The sequence below is a fragment of the Mariprofundus sp. EBB-1 genome (assembly GCF_003665155.1).
Taxonomy (GTDB): Bacteria; Pseudomonadota; Zetaproteobacteria; order Mariprofundales; family Mariprofundaceae; genus Mariprofundus.
Genome location: NZ_RCFQ01000001.1, coordinates 170,365 through 185,739 on the forward strand (window position 1 = coordinate 170,365; position 15,375 = coordinate 185,739).

General features: G+C 47.1%; 14 protein-coding genes and 1 tRNA gene. 1 reads left to right on the top strand and 14 read right to left on the bottom strand.

The window, feature by feature from the left end:
- Positions 1 to 16 precede the first annotated feature (16 nt).
- From D8Y20_RS00815 to D8Y20_RS00870, 12 genes are all read right to left on the bottom strand, one after another.
- The gene (locus D8Y20_RS00815; protein ID WP_121541122.1) at positions 17 to 1,174 is read right to left on the bottom strand and encodes a PilT/PilU family type 4a pilus ATPase; all 1,158 of its coding nucleotides are present in this window, start codon (positions 1,172 to 1,174) and stop codon (positions 17 to 19) included.
- 49 nt (positions 1,175 to 1,223) lie between these two features.
- A complete protein-coding gene (locus D8Y20_RS00820) occupies positions 1,224 to 2,276 on the bottom strand; it encodes a type IV pilus twitching motility protein PilT (RefSeq protein ID WP_121541123.1) in 1,053 nt (350 codons plus the stop codon).
- A 222-nt stretch (positions 2,277 to 2,498) separates the two neighbouring features.
- On the bottom strand, positions 2,499 to 3,392 hold the full coding sequence (locus D8Y20_RS00825; RefSeq protein ID WP_121541124.1) for a DMT family transporter: 894 nt from the start codon (positions 3,390 to 3,392) through the stop codon (positions 2,499 to 2,501).
- Between the two features lie 400 nt (positions 3,393 to 3,792).
- The gene (locus D8Y20_RS00830; RefSeq protein WP_121541125.1) at positions 3,793 to 4,710 is read right to left on the bottom strand and encodes an HDOD domain-containing protein; all 918 of its coding nucleotides are present in this window, start codon (positions 4,708 to 4,710) and stop codon (positions 3,793 to 3,795) included.
- Positions 4,711 to 5,107: 397 nt separating this feature from the next.
- The gene (serS, locus tag D8Y20_RS00835; RefSeq protein WP_121541126.1) at positions 5,108 to 6,403 is read right to left on the bottom strand and encodes a serine--tRNA ligase; all 1,296 of its coding nucleotides are present in this window, start codon (positions 6,401 to 6,403) and stop codon (positions 5,108 to 5,110) included.
- On the bottom strand, positions 6,400 to 8,967 hold the full coding sequence (gyrA, locus tag D8Y20_RS00840; RefSeq protein ID WP_121541127.1) for a DNA gyrase subunit A: 2,568 nt from the start codon (positions 8,965 to 8,967) through the stop codon (positions 6,400 to 6,402). Before gyrA ends, serS begins: the two co-directional genes overlap by 4 nt.
- Positions 8,968 to 9,034: 67 nt before the next feature.
- Positions 9,035 to 9,111: transfer RNA gene (locus D8Y20_RS00845), tRNA-Arg, on the bottom strand.
- A 102-nt stretch (positions 9,112 to 9,213) separates the two neighbouring features.
- Positions 9,214 to 9,756, bottom strand: a complete 543-nt coding sequence (locus D8Y20_RS00850) for an adenine phosphoribosyltransferase (protein ID WP_121541128.1) — start codon at positions 9,754 to 9,756, stop codon at positions 9,214 to 9,216.
- The gene (locus tag D8Y20_RS00855) at positions 9,756 to 10,601 is read right to left on the bottom strand and encodes an RNA polymerase sigma factor RpoD/SigA (RefSeq protein ID WP_121541129.1); all 846 of its coding nucleotides are present in this window, start codon (positions 10,599 to 10,601) and stop codon (positions 9,756 to 9,758) included. The genes D8Y20_RS00850 and D8Y20_RS00855 overlap by 1 nt, the downstream gene beginning before the upstream one ends.
- An 85-nt stretch (positions 10,602 to 10,686) precedes the next feature.
- Entirely contained in the window at positions 10,687 to 11,469 is a 783-nt protein-coding gene (locus tag D8Y20_RS00860; RefSeq protein ID WP_236075168.1) for a M23 family metallopeptidase, read from the bottom strand.
- Positions 11,470 to 11,495: 26 nt separating this feature from the next.
- Positions 11,496 to 12,110 carry a YqaA family protein gene (locus D8Y20_RS00865; protein WP_370050373.1) on the bottom strand — a complete coding sequence of 205 codons (615 nt, stop codon included), beginning with the start codon at positions 12,108 to 12,110 and terminating at the stop codon, positions 11,496 to 11,498.
- On the bottom strand, positions 12,100 to 12,768 hold the full coding sequence (locus D8Y20_RS00870) for a protein-L-isoaspartate(D-aspartate) O-methyltransferase (protein WP_236075170.1): 669 nt from the start codon (positions 12,766 to 12,768) through the stop codon (positions 12,100 to 12,102). Before D8Y20_RS00870 ends, D8Y20_RS00865 begins: the two co-directional genes overlap by 11 nt.
- A 275-nt stretch (positions 12,769 to 13,043) precedes the next feature.
- On the opposite strand from D8Y20_RS00870, the gene D8Y20_RS00875 reads away from it, so the two are divergent.
- A complete protein-coding gene (locus D8Y20_RS00875) occupies positions 13,044 to 13,556 on the top strand; it encodes a single-stranded DNA-binding protein (RefSeq protein ID WP_121541132.1) in 513 nt (170 codons plus the stop codon).
- Between the two features lie 107 nt (positions 13,557 to 13,663).
- On the opposite strand, the gene D8Y20_RS00880 is transcribed toward D8Y20_RS00875, so the two are convergent.
- On the bottom strand, positions 13,664 to 14,677 hold the full coding sequence (locus D8Y20_RS00880) for a zinc-ribbon domain-containing protein (protein WP_121541133.1): 1,014 nt from the start codon (positions 14,675 to 14,677) through the stop codon (positions 13,664 to 13,666).
- 64 nt (positions 14,678 to 14,741) lie between these two features.
- Entirely contained in the window at positions 14,742 to 15,329 is a 588-nt protein-coding gene (locus tag D8Y20_RS00885; protein WP_121541134.1) for a hypothetical protein, read from the bottom strand.
- Between the last annotated feature and the right edge of the window lie 46 nt (positions 15,330 to 15,375).

The following is a 15,375-nucleotide window of genomic DNA, read 5'->3' on the forward strand; positions in this document are numbered from 1 at the left end:
ATAATGAAGAAGCACATCATATTTTCAATTCCGGGGTATCAATGGTTCCGGACAATTGATCCATATCATGAAGATCACCACCGGAATCTTTGAGATTTACCATCTTGATCTGTAGCCGTAAATTGTTGACGGAGTCGGCATGTCGCAAGGCTTCATCTTCGGTGATAATACCTTGCATCCATAACGCTTGCAGGGACTGGTCAAAGGTCTGCATGCCGTAGTTTTTGCCACTAGCCATGGACTCTTTGATCTCAGCAATAGCCCATTTGCCGATTAAATCGGAAATGCGTGGTGTGTTGATAAGAATTTCGATAGCCGGTACGCGTGCTTCATCCGGTGTTTTCACCAGGCGTTGTGATAGCAGTGCTTTCAGGTTCATGGCCAGATTCAGACATACCTGCGGATGCATCTCTTCTGGGAAGAAGTTGATAATGCGCTCCAACGCCTGATTGGCATTATTGGCATGCAGAGTGGCCAGACATAGGTGACCTGTCTCGGCGAATTCAAGCGCGTGCTCCATGGTTTCACGATCACGAATTTCTCCGATGAGAATGACATCAGGAGCTTGTCTGAGGGTGTTTTTTAAGGCCGCCTGATATTCCAATGTATCGGTGCCTACTTCACGCTGGGTAATCACACATTTTTTATGTTCATGAATAAATTCGATGGGATCCTCAATCGAAATAATATGGCCGGCCTGATGCCTGTTGCGCCAGTCTATCATGGCTGCAAGTGAGGTGGATTTACCACTACCTGTAGCACCAACCATGAGCACCAGTCCACGGGACTCCATGGATATATCCTGAAAAATATCAGGTAAACCAAGCCCTTCCAGGGTAGGTATTTCAAGTTTTACTTTACGAATGACCATGCCGACATGGCCGCGCTGACGAAAAATATTGACGCGAAAGCGACCGACATCATCAAAAGATAGTGCCAGATTCATCTCATATTCTGCAGCAAAAGCAGCTTTCTGACGTTCATTCATCGTAGCACTGGCCAAGCGTTCGCATTGTGATGCCGTCAGAGGTGATTGTTTCAGGGTGCGCACCTGACCATTGATGCGATATGAGGGCGGCATACCAACCGTGATATAAAGATCGGATGCATCCTGCTTTTCCATGACAAGCAATAGCTGTTTAATGGATTGATTCTGAGGTTCTGTGCTATTCATGTGATGATCTCCAATACGGGTTGTAGTGCATGCATAATGATGGGGCTGTTTAGACTACACCACCACCGAAGAGTTGTTTGTTATTGGCCTTTTCCATGGCGGCTTGTTGCGTGATTTTACGTGATTTCACCAGCAATTGCAGATGAGAATCGAGTGTTTGCATGCCATCGCGTTGTGAGGTTTGCATGACCGAGACCATCTGGGCGATTTTATTTTCGCGAATGAGATTGCGAATAGCCGGTGTGCCAAGCATGATTTCATGGGCTGCCACACGACCTTGTCCATCCGCAGTTTTGATCAGCGTTTGTGAAATCACAGCGCGTATGGATTCGGAGAGCATGGAGCGCACCATCTCCTTTTCAGCGGCTGGGAATACATCAACGACACGATCAATGGTTTTGGGTGCTGAAGAGGTATGCAGGGTGCCAAACACCATGTGACCGGTTTCTGCAGCAGTCAGTGCCAAACGAATCGTTTCAAGGTCACGCAATTCGCCGACCAGAATAACATCGGGATCTTCACGCAATGAGCTTTTCAGCGCGTTAGCAAAAGAGTGGGTGTGCGGGCCCAATTCACGTTGAGAAATAAGACAGTTTTTGGAACGGTGTACAAACTCGATAGGGTCTTCAATGGTGAGGATATGACCGCGTTCAGTATCATTACGATGATCGACCATGGCCGCCAGTGTTGTGGATTTACCAGAGCCGGTTGGACCGGTAACCAGACAAATGCCACGTGGCATCATCGCAATTTTTCGAAATACTTCCGGACAATTCAATTGATCCAGCGTTAGAACTTCACTGGGAATAACACGAAAAACAGCGCCCATACCACGGTTTTGTTCAAACAGATTCACACGAAAACGCGCCAGATCACCAAGTGCAAAAGAGAAGTCGATCTCCATGTGTTCTTCAAAGTGTTTGCGCTGACCATCATTCATGATGTCATAGACCATGGTCTGAATTTCCCGACGGTCGATGTTCGGCATTTTAATACGCGTCATGTCACCATTGATACGGATCATCGGCGGTTCACCGGCAGAAAGATGTAGATCTGATGCCTTATTTTTGACGGTGAATGCAAGTAGTTCGGATACTTCCATGGTGACTCCAGAATGGGACGTAGTTTTTAGTGTCTGTTTTAAGCCTAACCTAAAAGGGCAGCATCAGTGCTGCAAGCCTGATGCGATAGCCGGTAAGCTAGTGTGAAGAGTGAGAGCAAAAGTGCTGCCAGTCACAATAGGTGGGATGAATGATTAGGCCTGGTGTTTATAAATGCATGACTTATTTATTGAACAGGCCCTGCTATAGCAGGGCCTGCAACATCAGTATCGAAGAAAGCGTGCCCTGATACGTTTCACATTGCCGCTTAATTCAAAGGTGGCCAATCCGGCCAAAATCAACAATGAACCGACGAAGATTTCTAATGTTAGTGGTTCATTATTGAGTATATTGCCCAGTGCCAGCGCACAGATTGGTGTGATTAGCGTCAATAATGCCACACGGGTAGCATCTACCTTGCTCAATACATAATAGTAGAGTGCAAAGCCAAGCACAGACCCCAGCAAGGCAAGATAAGCGATAGCACCGATACTACGCATGGAGATCTCAGCCGGTATTGATGCGCCTGAAATGAGCCATGTCATGACAAACAGAGGAGCCGCAAACAGCAGACCACCACTGGTCATGACAATAGCAGGTACCTCTGCATGGATACGTTTGATCCATACGGCGCTAGCGCAATGTATGCTCACGCTGATCAACATACCCAATAGACCGTACACAGCCTCTGTATGAAGGGTAAGGCTTGTACTGAACATGATGGATAAACCGGATAATCCGATCAGCATTCCAAACAGTCTTGACCGTGTTAGTGGCTCACCATTTAACCATAGGCGTGCCATCAGTGCTGTCACAATGGGTGAAATACCAAAGATCACTGCAATCCAGCCGCTCGGGATAAACTGGGCAGACCAGTAAACGCTGATCATACCACCATACATACCAAGTCCTGCCGCCATGTATGCGCGTAGAGCACGACGATGCCAAACCAGACCAGAACCCAACAGAGCGGCTACGATGAGGGCCAGAACGGCACCGATCAGCATGCGGCTGGTTAGCCCGAATATAAAACCAACCTCTTCACTGCTCCATAAAATGGCCAGCGGAGTGGTGCTCCAGATGATGATGACGCCTAAATATGCTGACGGCACAGACATGTTTACTCCTTTATTGATCATGAATAGCTAAATCTAACGTAGATTTCAGCACAAAAAAAAACGGCCACGGATTATTGAAAACCCGTGGCCGTTTAGAAATCATGCAATGATGGTTAAATCAGAACACTCCGGCACACAGGTAAGTCACTCGGTTGGCCATCAGCCATCCAAATGGTGCAGTTACTTTATGTGCCACGCGTGTATTCATAGTGTGCCCAGTGTGGAGAGAATAACGGGATCGTCAATTTTTGATGCTTCTACTGTCACATAAAAGCACACAGTATGCGTGGAATGATCCGTGTAGCAGACTGAGATATCAGTATAGATAAGCTTCATGCAATAGTGCTGTGAGACAAATGAATCACCACCCGTGCCAGCAGTCGGAAGTATGGGCTAGACGTTAAAACTCAATGGCTTGAATCAGAGCGATCTCTGAGCGTACTTTTTTATCATTGGCGAGATCAGCCAGGGTTGTATCAGGAAGCATGGATGCAAAGCTGGCATGCGGTAAGATAATGCCCGGATTACCTCCGACGCAATCAAGCTTAATAGCCAGTAGATCAGCCAGGTAAACGGCCAGTACCTCTGCCCTTATTTCGGAAGGGATAGAGGTTGCATCACTATAGGCGGGATGATGATGGTACTCGATGCCCTGACAAATTTTTTCAGGCAGTTGCCAGTGGGAAGCCAATAACAAGCCCATGTCGATATGCGTGCAGCCGAAGCGTTCACATTCATAGACGAGATGTCCTTTGGCAAGGTCGCGTTCGGCCGGCTGTATATACTCGGTTATTAAATTAAATCCCATGTTTCCAATGTCATGGAACAGACCCATTGTTCCGGCTTCTGATCTGTTACAACCGGGAATGTGATCAGCAATAATTTCTGCCAGGGATGAGACTGCTATACCATGCCTCCACAGTGCTGGAATGCTATATATTTTACCCTCACTGGTTTTGGAGGAAGAAAAAGAGTGACTGGCTACAACACTGCGCACCATGGAGTGCCCAATACGTGAAATAGCTCTGGCAATATCATTAATGGGTGCGTGTAATAAGCCTACTGCGTTGGCCGAACGTAAGATAGATGCGGAGAGTACGGGATCCTCTTTGATGATTTCAGCAAGCTTTGAACTAGAGGAACCATCGTCACAGGCCCGCTGAAAAGCATTCCATAATGCAGACGGGAGTGGTAAGGATGAGATACTTTTTTTATACATGGTTAATCGGGCTGCACTGCCTTCAGCAGGAATAAGTTGCTCATACATAGTATCGTCGTGATTGATCTTAAAACATGATGTTTCAAACTGATCTGGCATATCAACTCCTAAATAGCATTCCTGATATGAAAGGTAAGCAATTCATGCGCCATAGTGTGGGGAAAGTGAGGTTATTTTATCATGAGATTACATGAATTAAAAAAGGCCTGCCGATGAGGGCAGGCCTTTTGAGAACTTTAGTCGCTACATCAGCATTGCGGTTGGCAATGATACTGAACCCTTTACGATAAGGTGGGCACCGCATCCGAACATCAGGTATCCTCGAAAGGATTCACACAGTCTGGAAATTAGGCTCCCGTTCAGTGCGCATCGGCCCAGCACTACAAACCACAACACCAATGCAACGAACTGATATAAAGCCTACATGGTGGGCTCTAAAAGGTCAAATGGTTTAGGTTGGTTCTGTTCACCATCTGATTAAAGGGTTTCTTGTTTTTTAGGCTTGTAACGTATTGGAAACAATAGATTTTATTCCACCAAGGTAAGGGTGTAATACGGCAGGCAATTTGATGCTGCCATCTTCCTGCCAGCCATTTTCCAGGATAGCTACCAGTGTGCGACCAATGGCTAAAGCTGAACCGTTCAGTGTGGCAGCAGCCTGAGGTTTGCCACCTTCTTCACGGTAACGAATGCCAGCACGGCGACCCTGAAACTGGCCGAATGAGGAGCATGAGGATATCTCGCGATAACACTGCTGACTAGGCAACCACACTTCCAGATCATAGGTTTTCTGGGCTGAAAAGCCGATATCAACACTGCAAAGCTCTACCATGCGGTAGGGCAGTTCCAAAGCTTGCAGGATGGCTTCTGCATGGCCTGTCAGCTCTTCTAAATCTGTCAGTGCGCGTTCAGCTGTGGTGATATGCACAAGTTCTACTTTATCAAATTGATGTTGGCGAATCATGCCACGTACATCGCGGCCGGCAGAACCAGCTTCACGACGGAAGCATGGTGTGTAAGCACAATGGCGGCGGGGCAGGGTAGCGGCATCAAGAATTTGATCCTGATACAGGTTGGTGACAGGTACTTCAGCAGTTGGAATCAGATACGCATCTTCTCCCTCAAGCTTATAGAGGTCATCTTCAAATTTTGGAAGCTGACCCGTACCGGTCATGGTTTTGCGATTGACGATGGCTGGAACCCATACCTCTTCATAACCATGGGTATCTACATGGGTATTGAGCATGAATTGCATTAACCCGCGCTCCAGTCTGGCCGCAGCGCCTTTTAATACGGTGAATCGACTACCGGCCAGGGTTGCTCCTGCTTCAAAATCCAGGATGCCCAGATCCGTGCCTATGTCCCAGTGTGCAGGCACCGTATCCGTGCGCGGTGTGCCCCAGCGACGGATTTCAATGTTATCATCTTCACTGGATCCATCGGGAACAGAGGCGTGTAGAGGGTTGGGGATTTCCAGCAATTCATCAGAAAATGCAGCCTCTGCATCTTTTGCCAGCGATTCCAGCTCTTTAACCCTGCGTGATACCTTGCCCATGGCTGCAAGTTCGGCGCTTGCATCTTCGCCAGCACCTTTCTTTTGGCCAATAAGTTTGGATACCCTGTTGCGCTCAGCTTGCAGCGTTTCGGCTTCTGCTTTTAATTCACGCTGTGTAAGGTCCAGTGTGCGTGCTTTTCCCCATGGGCTGTCTGGTGCAACAACATCATCACCTCGACGTGCCAGGGCAGCATTCATCTCATCAAATGAGCGGCGAAATTCCTGACGATCTATCATTCAGCTGTACCATTACCTTCTGTGTTTTCGTCTTCAGTTACATCTGAGACGGCCGTTGTATCCATGCTTTCATCAGCAACGGCATCTATGATGGTTGTATCCGTATCTTCATCCTCGATATCGCCATCTTCCTGTTGTTCAACCACACGCACAGCGCCAATAACACGCTCGCCTTTATTGCAGCCGATCAGTTTCACGCCTTGCGTATTGCGGCCAATCACGGACACACCATCCATACGAATGCGAACCAGACGACCGGTATCGGTCATCATCATCACCTGATCTTCATCCGTCACTAGCAGGGCTCCGATCATAGCGCCATTACGGCCACCTGTTTTCAGTGTGAAGACACCTTGGCCTCCACGTTTCTGGGTGTTGTATTCAGTGACAGAGGTGCGTTTACCATAACCATTCTCAGATACAGCCAGGAATGATGCACTATCAGATACCAGTGTCATGGAGATCAATTTGCAACCTCCAGGCATACGCATGCCTGTTACACCGCGCGTACTGCGACCCATAGGGCGCACATCAGATTCAGAAAAACGAATCGCTTTACCACCACTGGCAGCAAGGATGATATCCTGTTCACCATTGGAAACGACGACACCAATCAAACCATCATCGTCGTCAATATTGATGGCGATAATGCCGTTGGCACGAATGTTCTGGTATTCAGTCAGCTTGGTCTTCTTGATGACACCATTGCTGGTTGCCATCACAATGAAGTGACCTTCATCAAATTCTCGAACGGCCAATGTAGCTGAAATCTTCTCATCTTTTTCAACCGGCAACAGGTTAACCAGCGCCTTACCACGGGTCGCTCGGCCAGCCTGTGGCACTTCGTAAACTTTTTTGCGGAAAACACGTCCTCGATCAGAGAAGAAGAGCAGGTAATCGTGTGTTGATGCCACCATTAACTGTGTTACAAAATCTTCTTCTTTGGTGGTCATGGCTGTTTTACCTTTGCCGCCACGACGCTGGGCACGATACAACGATGTTGCATTACGCTTGATATAGCCTTCATTGGAAATGGTAACCACCATATCTTCTTCGGTAATGAGGTCTTCTACTGAGAGTTCAGCAGTTTCATCCATGATGATCGAGCGACGGGGATCGCCATATTTATCGCGAACCTGTTCGAGCTCTTCGACAATAACACCCATCAACAGTTTTTCATCGGCCAGTATTGCTTTCAAATGCGCAATGAGTTTTTGTAACTCATCGAATTCAGCCTGAATTTTATCCCGTTCTAAACCAGTCAAACGTTGCAAGCGCATATCAAGAATAGCTTGTGCTTGTTTCTCGGACAGACCGAAACGATCCATCAATCCGGTTTTAGCTTCCGGTGGTGTTTGGCTTCCACGAATAACTTTGATCACTTCGTCGATATGATCGAGGGCAATGAGCAAACCTTCGAGAATATGAGCGCGTGCTTGGGCTTTAGCCAGATCAAACAGGCAGCGGCGGGTAACTACCTGACGACGATGATCAAGGAAATGCAACAGTAGTTCACGCACACCGCATAGTTTCGGTTGTCCATCAACCAGAGAAAGCAGGTTGCAACCGAAATTACACTGTAGTTGTGTATGTTTATAGAGGTTGTTTAAGATCACTTCCGGAATTTCGTTGCGCTTGAGTTCAATGCAGATGCGCATGCCATCACGATCAGATTCATCACGCAGATCTGAGATGCCTTCCAGCTTTTTGTCACGTACAAGCTTGGCAATGTTTTCAATAAGGTTGGCTTTGTTTACCTGATAAGGCAGCTCATGAATAATCAATGCTTCACGTTTTGTTCGTGAATTTACTTCAACTTCCGCCTTGGCGCGCATCGTGACTGAGCCACGGCCTGTAGTGAAAGCATCACGAATGCCCTGGCGGCCGTATATGAAACCACCCGTAGGGAAGTCAGGGCCAGGCATGATCTGCATCAGTTCATCATCATCAATGTCCGGGTTACCTACCAGCGCAATAGCTGCATTGATCGATTCAACTAAGTTGTGCGGTGGAATATTGGTAGCCATACCAACAGCAATACCCTGCGAACCATTGACCAGCAGATTAGGGTATTTGGCTGGCATAACCTTGGGTTCTTTCAGTGATTCATCATAGTTTGGTGCAAAATCAACGGTATCTTTATCGATATCAGCCAATAATTCGGCAGCCAACTTACTCATGCGGGCTTCGGTATAACGCATGGCGGCGGGTGAATCACCATCGACGGAACCGAAGTTACCCTGCCCATCAACGAGCAGATGACGCATGCTCCATGGTTGCGCCATTCTCACCATAGCATCATACACAGCTGTATCACCGTGCGGATGATATTTACCGATTACATCACCAACAACGCGCGCCGATTTCTTGAATGGTTTGTCATGGGTGCAGCCGAGATCCTGCATGGCGAAGAGAATGCGTCGATGTACCGGTTTTAATCCATCACGGGCATCAGGCAGCGCTCGACCAACAATTACACTCATGGCGTAATCCAGATAGGAGCGTTTCATCTCATCTTCGATCAGTACGGGTATAGCAGGGTTAAAGGTTTCTGTTTCGTCCATTATTGCCTCTGGTAATACTAACAGTTTTTATTCGTCGTACTTATACGGTGTACGGTTGTATCTAAAATGGTGCCCTCGACAGGAGTCGAACCTGTGGCCTACCCCTTAGGAGGGGGTCGCTCTATCCAGCTGAGCTACGAAGGCGAAAAGGGTTCGAATCATAGCGGTTTTAAGGCCTGTCTGCACGATGAATTATATAGATGTTTCAATCTGATCATGCGCCGATATTTTACAGCCATAAAATGATCAATCAACATGCATTAAACTACGAACATTAACATCAGCCAAGGCCTGTTTCCCATTCAAAAACGATAGTTCAATCACAAATAGGCAGGCATCAATATCAGCGCCAAGTGTTTTAATTAATTCGACTGTTGCAGCAGCAGTGCCGCCGGTAGCAAGCAGGTCATCGACAATCACAACATTATGTCCCTTACTTAAGGCATCACGATGAATCTCGAGTCTGTCCACACCATATTCCAGTTCGTATTCAACCGCATGCACAGCAGCAGGTAACTTACCCGGTTTGCGTACGGTGATGAGCCCTAATCCCAGTTTCTGCGCTAAGGCTGCGCCAAAAATAAAACCGCGTGATTCAATGCCAACAATCGCATCTACATCGGAACCAATATGGGATGCGAGTTCATCAACTACGGCAGAGAATGCCTTGCCATCTGCAACCAATGGAGTGATGTCTTTGAACATGATGCCGGGTTTAGGAAAATCCGGTACGTCACGAATGAACGATTGCCAATCAGGCGTCGTGAGCTTTGTTGGTGTTGCAGTCATTACAATATCTCCTCAAGGCTAATGTCATCGCGTTTAACGATTAAACGAAGTTTTTTCAGGGCTTTAACTTGAATCTGCCGGATGCGTTCACGTGTTACATTCATGTGTTGACCAATCATTTCAAGTGTTTGGACTTCTCCAAAACCGCCAAGTCCATAACGCATGCGCACAACTTCACGCTCCTGTTCGGTGAGTTTTTCCATCCATTGTTCCAACATGTCATTGCGACAGTCGGTTTCCATGCGGTCGCCGGGGGCATCGGCCTGTTCATCAGCAGTAACTTCATAAATGGATATGCTGTCACTACCATATTGAAGTGCATCTGCACTTTCAGTGGTTACAGTGGTGCGAATAAGTGTTTGTACGCGTTCAACGGGAATACCGATGGCATCTGCGATTTCATCTTCTGTTGGCTCTCTTCCCAGTAGAGTCCTCAATTGATTGGCATGTTTCAATACACTGTTAAGTTCTTTGGCAACATGTACAGGTACGCGAATGGTTCGGGATTGATTCATGATAGCGCGTTCAATTGCCTGGCGAATCCACCATGTTGCATAGGTGGAGAAGCGACAACCATGTATCGCATCGAACTTTTCTACGGCTCGCATCAGCCCCAGGTTGCCTTCTTCAATGAGATCGGCCAACGCAAGGCCTCTGTTCAGGTAACGACGGGATATTTTCACTACCAGGCGCAAGTTCGTTTGAATCATGTGCTGGCGTGCATTGTCATCACCATCATGGACGCGTTTGGATAGCTCGATCTCTTCTTCAGCCGTCAACAGTTTATAGCGCGCAATATCGCGCATATACACGGCCATGGAATCTGTGTTGTGCGTAGTGGACATCAGAATTCAGACTCTAAAGTATTTAGGAGGCGGTGTTCGATAATGTGAGATGAAATAATCATGTAGGCCATAAGCTTCTACTATCTTATCTGCGAGGTAAATAGGCAATTGGATTTACAGGAGTGCTCCCCTGGCGCACTTCAAAATGCAAGTGGGGACCGGTGGCGCGTCCCGTGTGCCCAACCCTGGCAATGACATCACCAGCCTTAACTTTAGCTCCTTTCTTCACCAGATTGCGTTGGTTATGCCCGTAAGCCGTGAATAAGTTTTTGCCATGTCGAATAATGATCAGTTTACCATAGCCACTCAGGCGAGAATCAGAATAGACCACTTCACCACCAGCGGCTGCATGTATCGGTGTTCCTTCTTTGGCACCAATATCAATACCATCATGCATACGGCTGCCGCGCCGTCCAAATTTACTGGTGACAACAGGCTTGATCGGCCAGCGCAGCTTACCGCTATAGCTATGGGCTTTCTTTTTATGGTGGGCGACTTTTTTATGGGTGGTTACTTTTTTCTTCACCTGCTTTCGGGCGTGTTTTTTGGAGGTGCTTTTTTTAGTGAAAGCAAGTCTTCTGATTTTAACAGCTGTCGGGTCATCTGTTTTGGGGGCGGTGCGATTAATGTATAGGCGTTGCCCGACATAAACGTTGTAGGGGTAGGGGATATGATTGCGTTTGGCGATGAGTTTGTAATCGACATCAAACATATTACCAATACTGTAGAGGGTGTCATGGGGGCGCACATATCGGATGACAGCTTTTTTTTGACGGCTGCTTTTCTGATACGTGTGTTTTGGCGTTTGTTTATAAGTATGTTTATAGCCTGGCACAGGGGTAGTCACACAAGCGCCAAGCGCCAGCAATATGATAAGGCTACACAGGCGGGCTATTACAACCACAATAAAGCAAATCCACCGACAACAGCTACTGCAACAGCAATCGTTAACCATTCAAAATATTTTTCTACAAATGCACGCAGGCGATCGCCACCCCAACGTAAAAGTGCCGCTTCCAAATAAAAGCGTGCGCCACGGGATACCAGGGAAGTGATAATAAATGCCGGGAATGGCAAGCCAAAAGCCCCCGCCGCAATGGTTACGACTTTAAAAGGAATAGGGGAAAAGCCGGCCAGCAGAACGATGGCGACACCATACTCTACGAACCATTCCTGTACGTGATCAAACTTATCCATGGCGTGATAAAATTCGATAATGGGTTGTGCAAGGGCGGTGAATAGAAACATACCAATGGCATAACCAATCATGGCACCAACAACAGAACCAGCGGTTGCCAGTCCTGCGAATTTAAATGCAGAAAGCGGCCGCCCAAGCGCAAGTGCGATCAATAAAATATCCGGTGGAATAGGGAAAATGGATGCTTCGATTACAGCAATGGCAAATAGTGCACGTCCTGCAAACGGGTGCTCAGCCCATGATAGTGTCCAGTGATAAGCACGGCGTAACCATGATAGAGATTTGGGTTGAACACCTGCTTCAGTGATGATGAACTCCTTCTAATAGCGGCACAAATGTACAGGCATCAAAATACTGCTCGGTAAATCCGCGCGCCTGTTTTTGCCTGCGTACCAGGCGATGTTGTCCTGCATCCCCTTCAGGGAATAATAGAAAGCCACCCGGTTTAAGTTGCTGCAACCATATATCCGAACCAAAACCACCGGCAGTCACAATAATTGCGTCAAAGGGTGCATATTCTTCCCAGCCGACCAAACCATCGGCACATTTTAGCATGACATTGGCATGCCGTGCGCTGCGTAAGTTCTGGCGAGCCCGTTCATGCAGGGCCTGAATGCGTTCAATGCTGTACACCCTGCGGCACATACGCGACAGGACTGCCGTCTGATAACCACAACCAGTACCAATCTCCAGTACGCGTTCATGGCCTTGTAGTTCCAGCAGCTGAGTCATGCGCGCAACCATGTAGGGTTGAGAGATGGTCTGTCCGCAACCGATGGGAAGAGCACAATCATGATAGGCACGCGCAGCAAGCGCTGCATCAACAAATATATGGCGTGGCACGGATAACATCGTGGCCAGCACACGCTCATCATGAATGCCTTTGGCAATTAACTGATCATTCACCATGCGTTTACGCGGACGATCGAATGCATGTGTTGTTGTCTCTGGTATCAGAGGGTGTTTCACAACGATGTTCCTCCTGCATTCGAATCAAGCGATCACCATGCGGTGTTTGTTTGTTATTGATCTGTTTGTGTTGTTTAGTCGAGAGGGGAGATGTTTAGTTTTGCCAGATTAAATCTTTCCCATCCTTTTTAAATCGTTCGGAAGTATCACACCGTAGTCTCAGCCCTGCAAGCAGCCCAATTTAGCGGGCTGGTGCGACGCTCACTTCTCTTTTTACAATTGTAAATACGCAAGGCTCTGCTTAGTGTAGCCATCTTGATTTTAGAGAGGGATATATGCTGAATAAAGTGATGTTGATTGGAAATCTGGGCGCTGATCCTGAAACACGTTTCCTGCAAGATGGAACCTGTGTATGCAATCTGCGCCTGGCTACTACTGAAAAATTTAAAGGCCGTGATGGTAACCAGCAGGAACGAACCGAGTGGCACCGTATTGTGCTATGGGGCCGTTTGGGTGAAATCGCTAACCAGTACCTTTCAAAAGGTTCAAAGTGCTACATTGAGGGGAAAATTGAAACCCGCAAGTGGCAGAATAAAGAAGGCCAAGACCAATATACAACGGAAATTCGTGGCAATGAAATGAAAATGCTTGGTGGAGGCTCTAATCAGGGCGGTGGTTCTGCACAGCGTGGCAATCAGGGGGGCGGCTTTCCAAGTCAGGGCGGCAATCAAGGCGGCGGTTTCCCTAACCAGGGCGGCGGCGGTTCTGCAGCGAAGAAAAATAATGATCCGTTTGCCAGTGGTCCGGACTTTGGTGACGTGCCTGTGGATGATGATATTCCGTTTTAAATCAGACGTTTCCACATAAATGTAGAGTATAATTTTAAAGGCCTGCTTTTGCAGGCCTTTTTATTTGCTCTTCCATGCCTGCACCGGCAGTAATTTCAATATGGGTGCTATTCCTTTGCTGATGTTTTTTTATCCAAGAGGGAGCTGATTTCATATTTTATCCATGTCGGTTTCTCATCTGTTCGTGCTGCTTTAGAGATAATGCCGACCAGTGCTTTGTCTTTGCAGGCGCGTCGAATTTCATCGGCTTGTGCAAGATTTTGATCAAGCAACTTCATGTAAGTAGATGTATCCAAGCTGGCAGTAGCAAGGGTATGGCTGCGCACCCAGTACTCTGCAGAAACATCTTTGCATACTTGGGATGGATTAAATGTTTTGGCGGCTTTCTGTATCGGTTTTGCTGTTACATTCTGACTGGTTGAAGCTTTTGAGGCCGGTTTCGGGAGTGTGGTCGCTGAAATGCGAACCGGTTTTTCTTTAGTGACAGATTGTGGTTTTGGATCGGCAATTTTAATTTCGATCGGTTTGAACAGTTCTTCGGTAACGATGCTCTTTTCAGCTTTTTTAGGAGGCTGGCTGAATATCTCAGGTTGAGCGAGAAACAGGTATGCTGCTGCGGCAGATGCAATGAGTAAAACCGTAGCTAGTGCAATGGTGATAAGTAATTGGATATTTAATGTTTTCTTGGCCGCTTTAGGCTTGATGGTTTTTTTCGCGTGTTCTTTTTCTGTGTCCGCATTTTCTTCGCTGGAATTTGTTTGTTCAGGCGTCTCCGGCTTCATTCTATCAGAGAGTCCTGCGTCTGTATTATTCATTTGTGCTAAAGGCTGTTCAATGGAATCAGATTCTGACTGGCTACTATATTGTGTAAATTCGAATAGATCACTGTCTTCCGATTGGGGTGATGTTGTTTGTTTTGGCTCTGTGGACGCAGGTGCTGCTGAGTTTGGCTCAGAATGTGCCACTTCAGATTCAGGGCTTTTAGGCTTAGGACGTGATTGAATGATAATTTCGAAAGGTGTTTTGCAATGTTTGCAGCGGATTTTTTTGCCGGCGGCGGCTCTCAGTGCATCGCTTACAGCATACTGCTTTTGACAATGCGGACATTGAATGATTTCCAACTAAACTCTCCTCTCAAATTCCCATGCTCTATCATGCAGCGGGATAATTAAGATGGGAAGTAGTTTAATACAGGAGACGTTGATGACTACGTACAGGGATAGCGATGGGTCCCCGACTAAGCTGCTGTAAAGCACGTTTGCTGCCTGTGTGTTGCCATAGGTCGAAGGCATCGATAGGGCTTAAGGTATTATTATTGTGCGTGAATCCGTGAATAGTGTGCAAAACATCCAGCATGGCGCCAAAACCTTGGCATATATGCTGATACAGTTCGGCATGAGATTGCTTTAAGCTACATGCCAGTGAATGATAACTGCTACGCCCAAGACGCACGTAATAATTGATGTTTACCATGCGTCGTTTGGCTTGTTCTGGAAACAGACCCGCAAGCATAAGACAGCTGTCACCGGTATCTCTAAGTCCATCCTGACGACATCTGCCGGACTCGGCTTCGGCATACAGGTGTTTAAGTGCCATCGGTTCATACAGTCCATCAGCATTCTTGTGAAAACGCTGTAGTAAAAAGACGAGATAGCTTTCCAGATTTTCAGACAATGAAACGTGCGCCTGCATTTCTGCATCAAGCACAAGCTGCTGAAATAGCGCAGTCTCTGTCTCTGCAGTATGGATCGATAGGTGTTCATCTTGTTTCATACAACTATCTATCGGCAAAGTCTTGCCAATATTGAACGCTGTTTTT

Coding starts and splice junctions, on each gene's coding strand:
- D8Y20_RS00815 (WP_121541122.1), bottom strand. CDS start 1,174: ATGAATAGCACAGAACCTCAGAATCAATCCATTAAACAGCTATTGCTT.
- D8Y20_RS00820 (WP_121541123.1), bottom strand. CDS start 2,276: ATGGAAGTATCCGAACTACTTGCATTCACCGTCAAAAATAAGGCATCA.
- D8Y20_RS00825 (WP_121541124.1), bottom strand. CDS start 3,392: ATGTCTGTGCCGTCAGCATATTTAGGCGTCATCATCATCTGGAGCACC.
- D8Y20_RS00830 (WP_121541125.1), bottom strand. CDS start 4,710: ATGCCAGATCAGTTTGAAACATCATGTTTTAAGATCAATCACGACGAT.
- serS (WP_121541126.1), bottom strand. CDS start 6,403: ATGATAGATCGTCAGGAATTTCGCCGCTCATTTGATGAGATGAATGCT.
- gyrA (WP_121541127.1), bottom strand. CDS start 8,967: ATGGACGAAACAGAAACCTTTAACCCTGCTATACCCGTACTGATCGAA.
- D8Y20_RS00850 (WP_121541128.1), bottom strand. CDS start 9,756: ATGACTGCAACACCAACAAAGCTCACGACGCCTGATTGGCAATCGTTC.
- D8Y20_RS00855 (WP_121541129.1), bottom strand. CDS start 10,601: ATGTCCACTACGCACAACACAGATTCCATGGCCGTGTATATGCGCGAT.
- D8Y20_RS00875 (WP_121541132.1), top strand. CDS start 13,044: ATGCTGAATAAAGTGATGTTGATTGGAAATCTGGGCGCTGATCCTGAA.
- D8Y20_RS00885 (WP_121541134.1), bottom strand. CDS start 15,329: ATGAAACAAGATGAACACCTATCGATCCATACTGCAGAGACAGAGACT.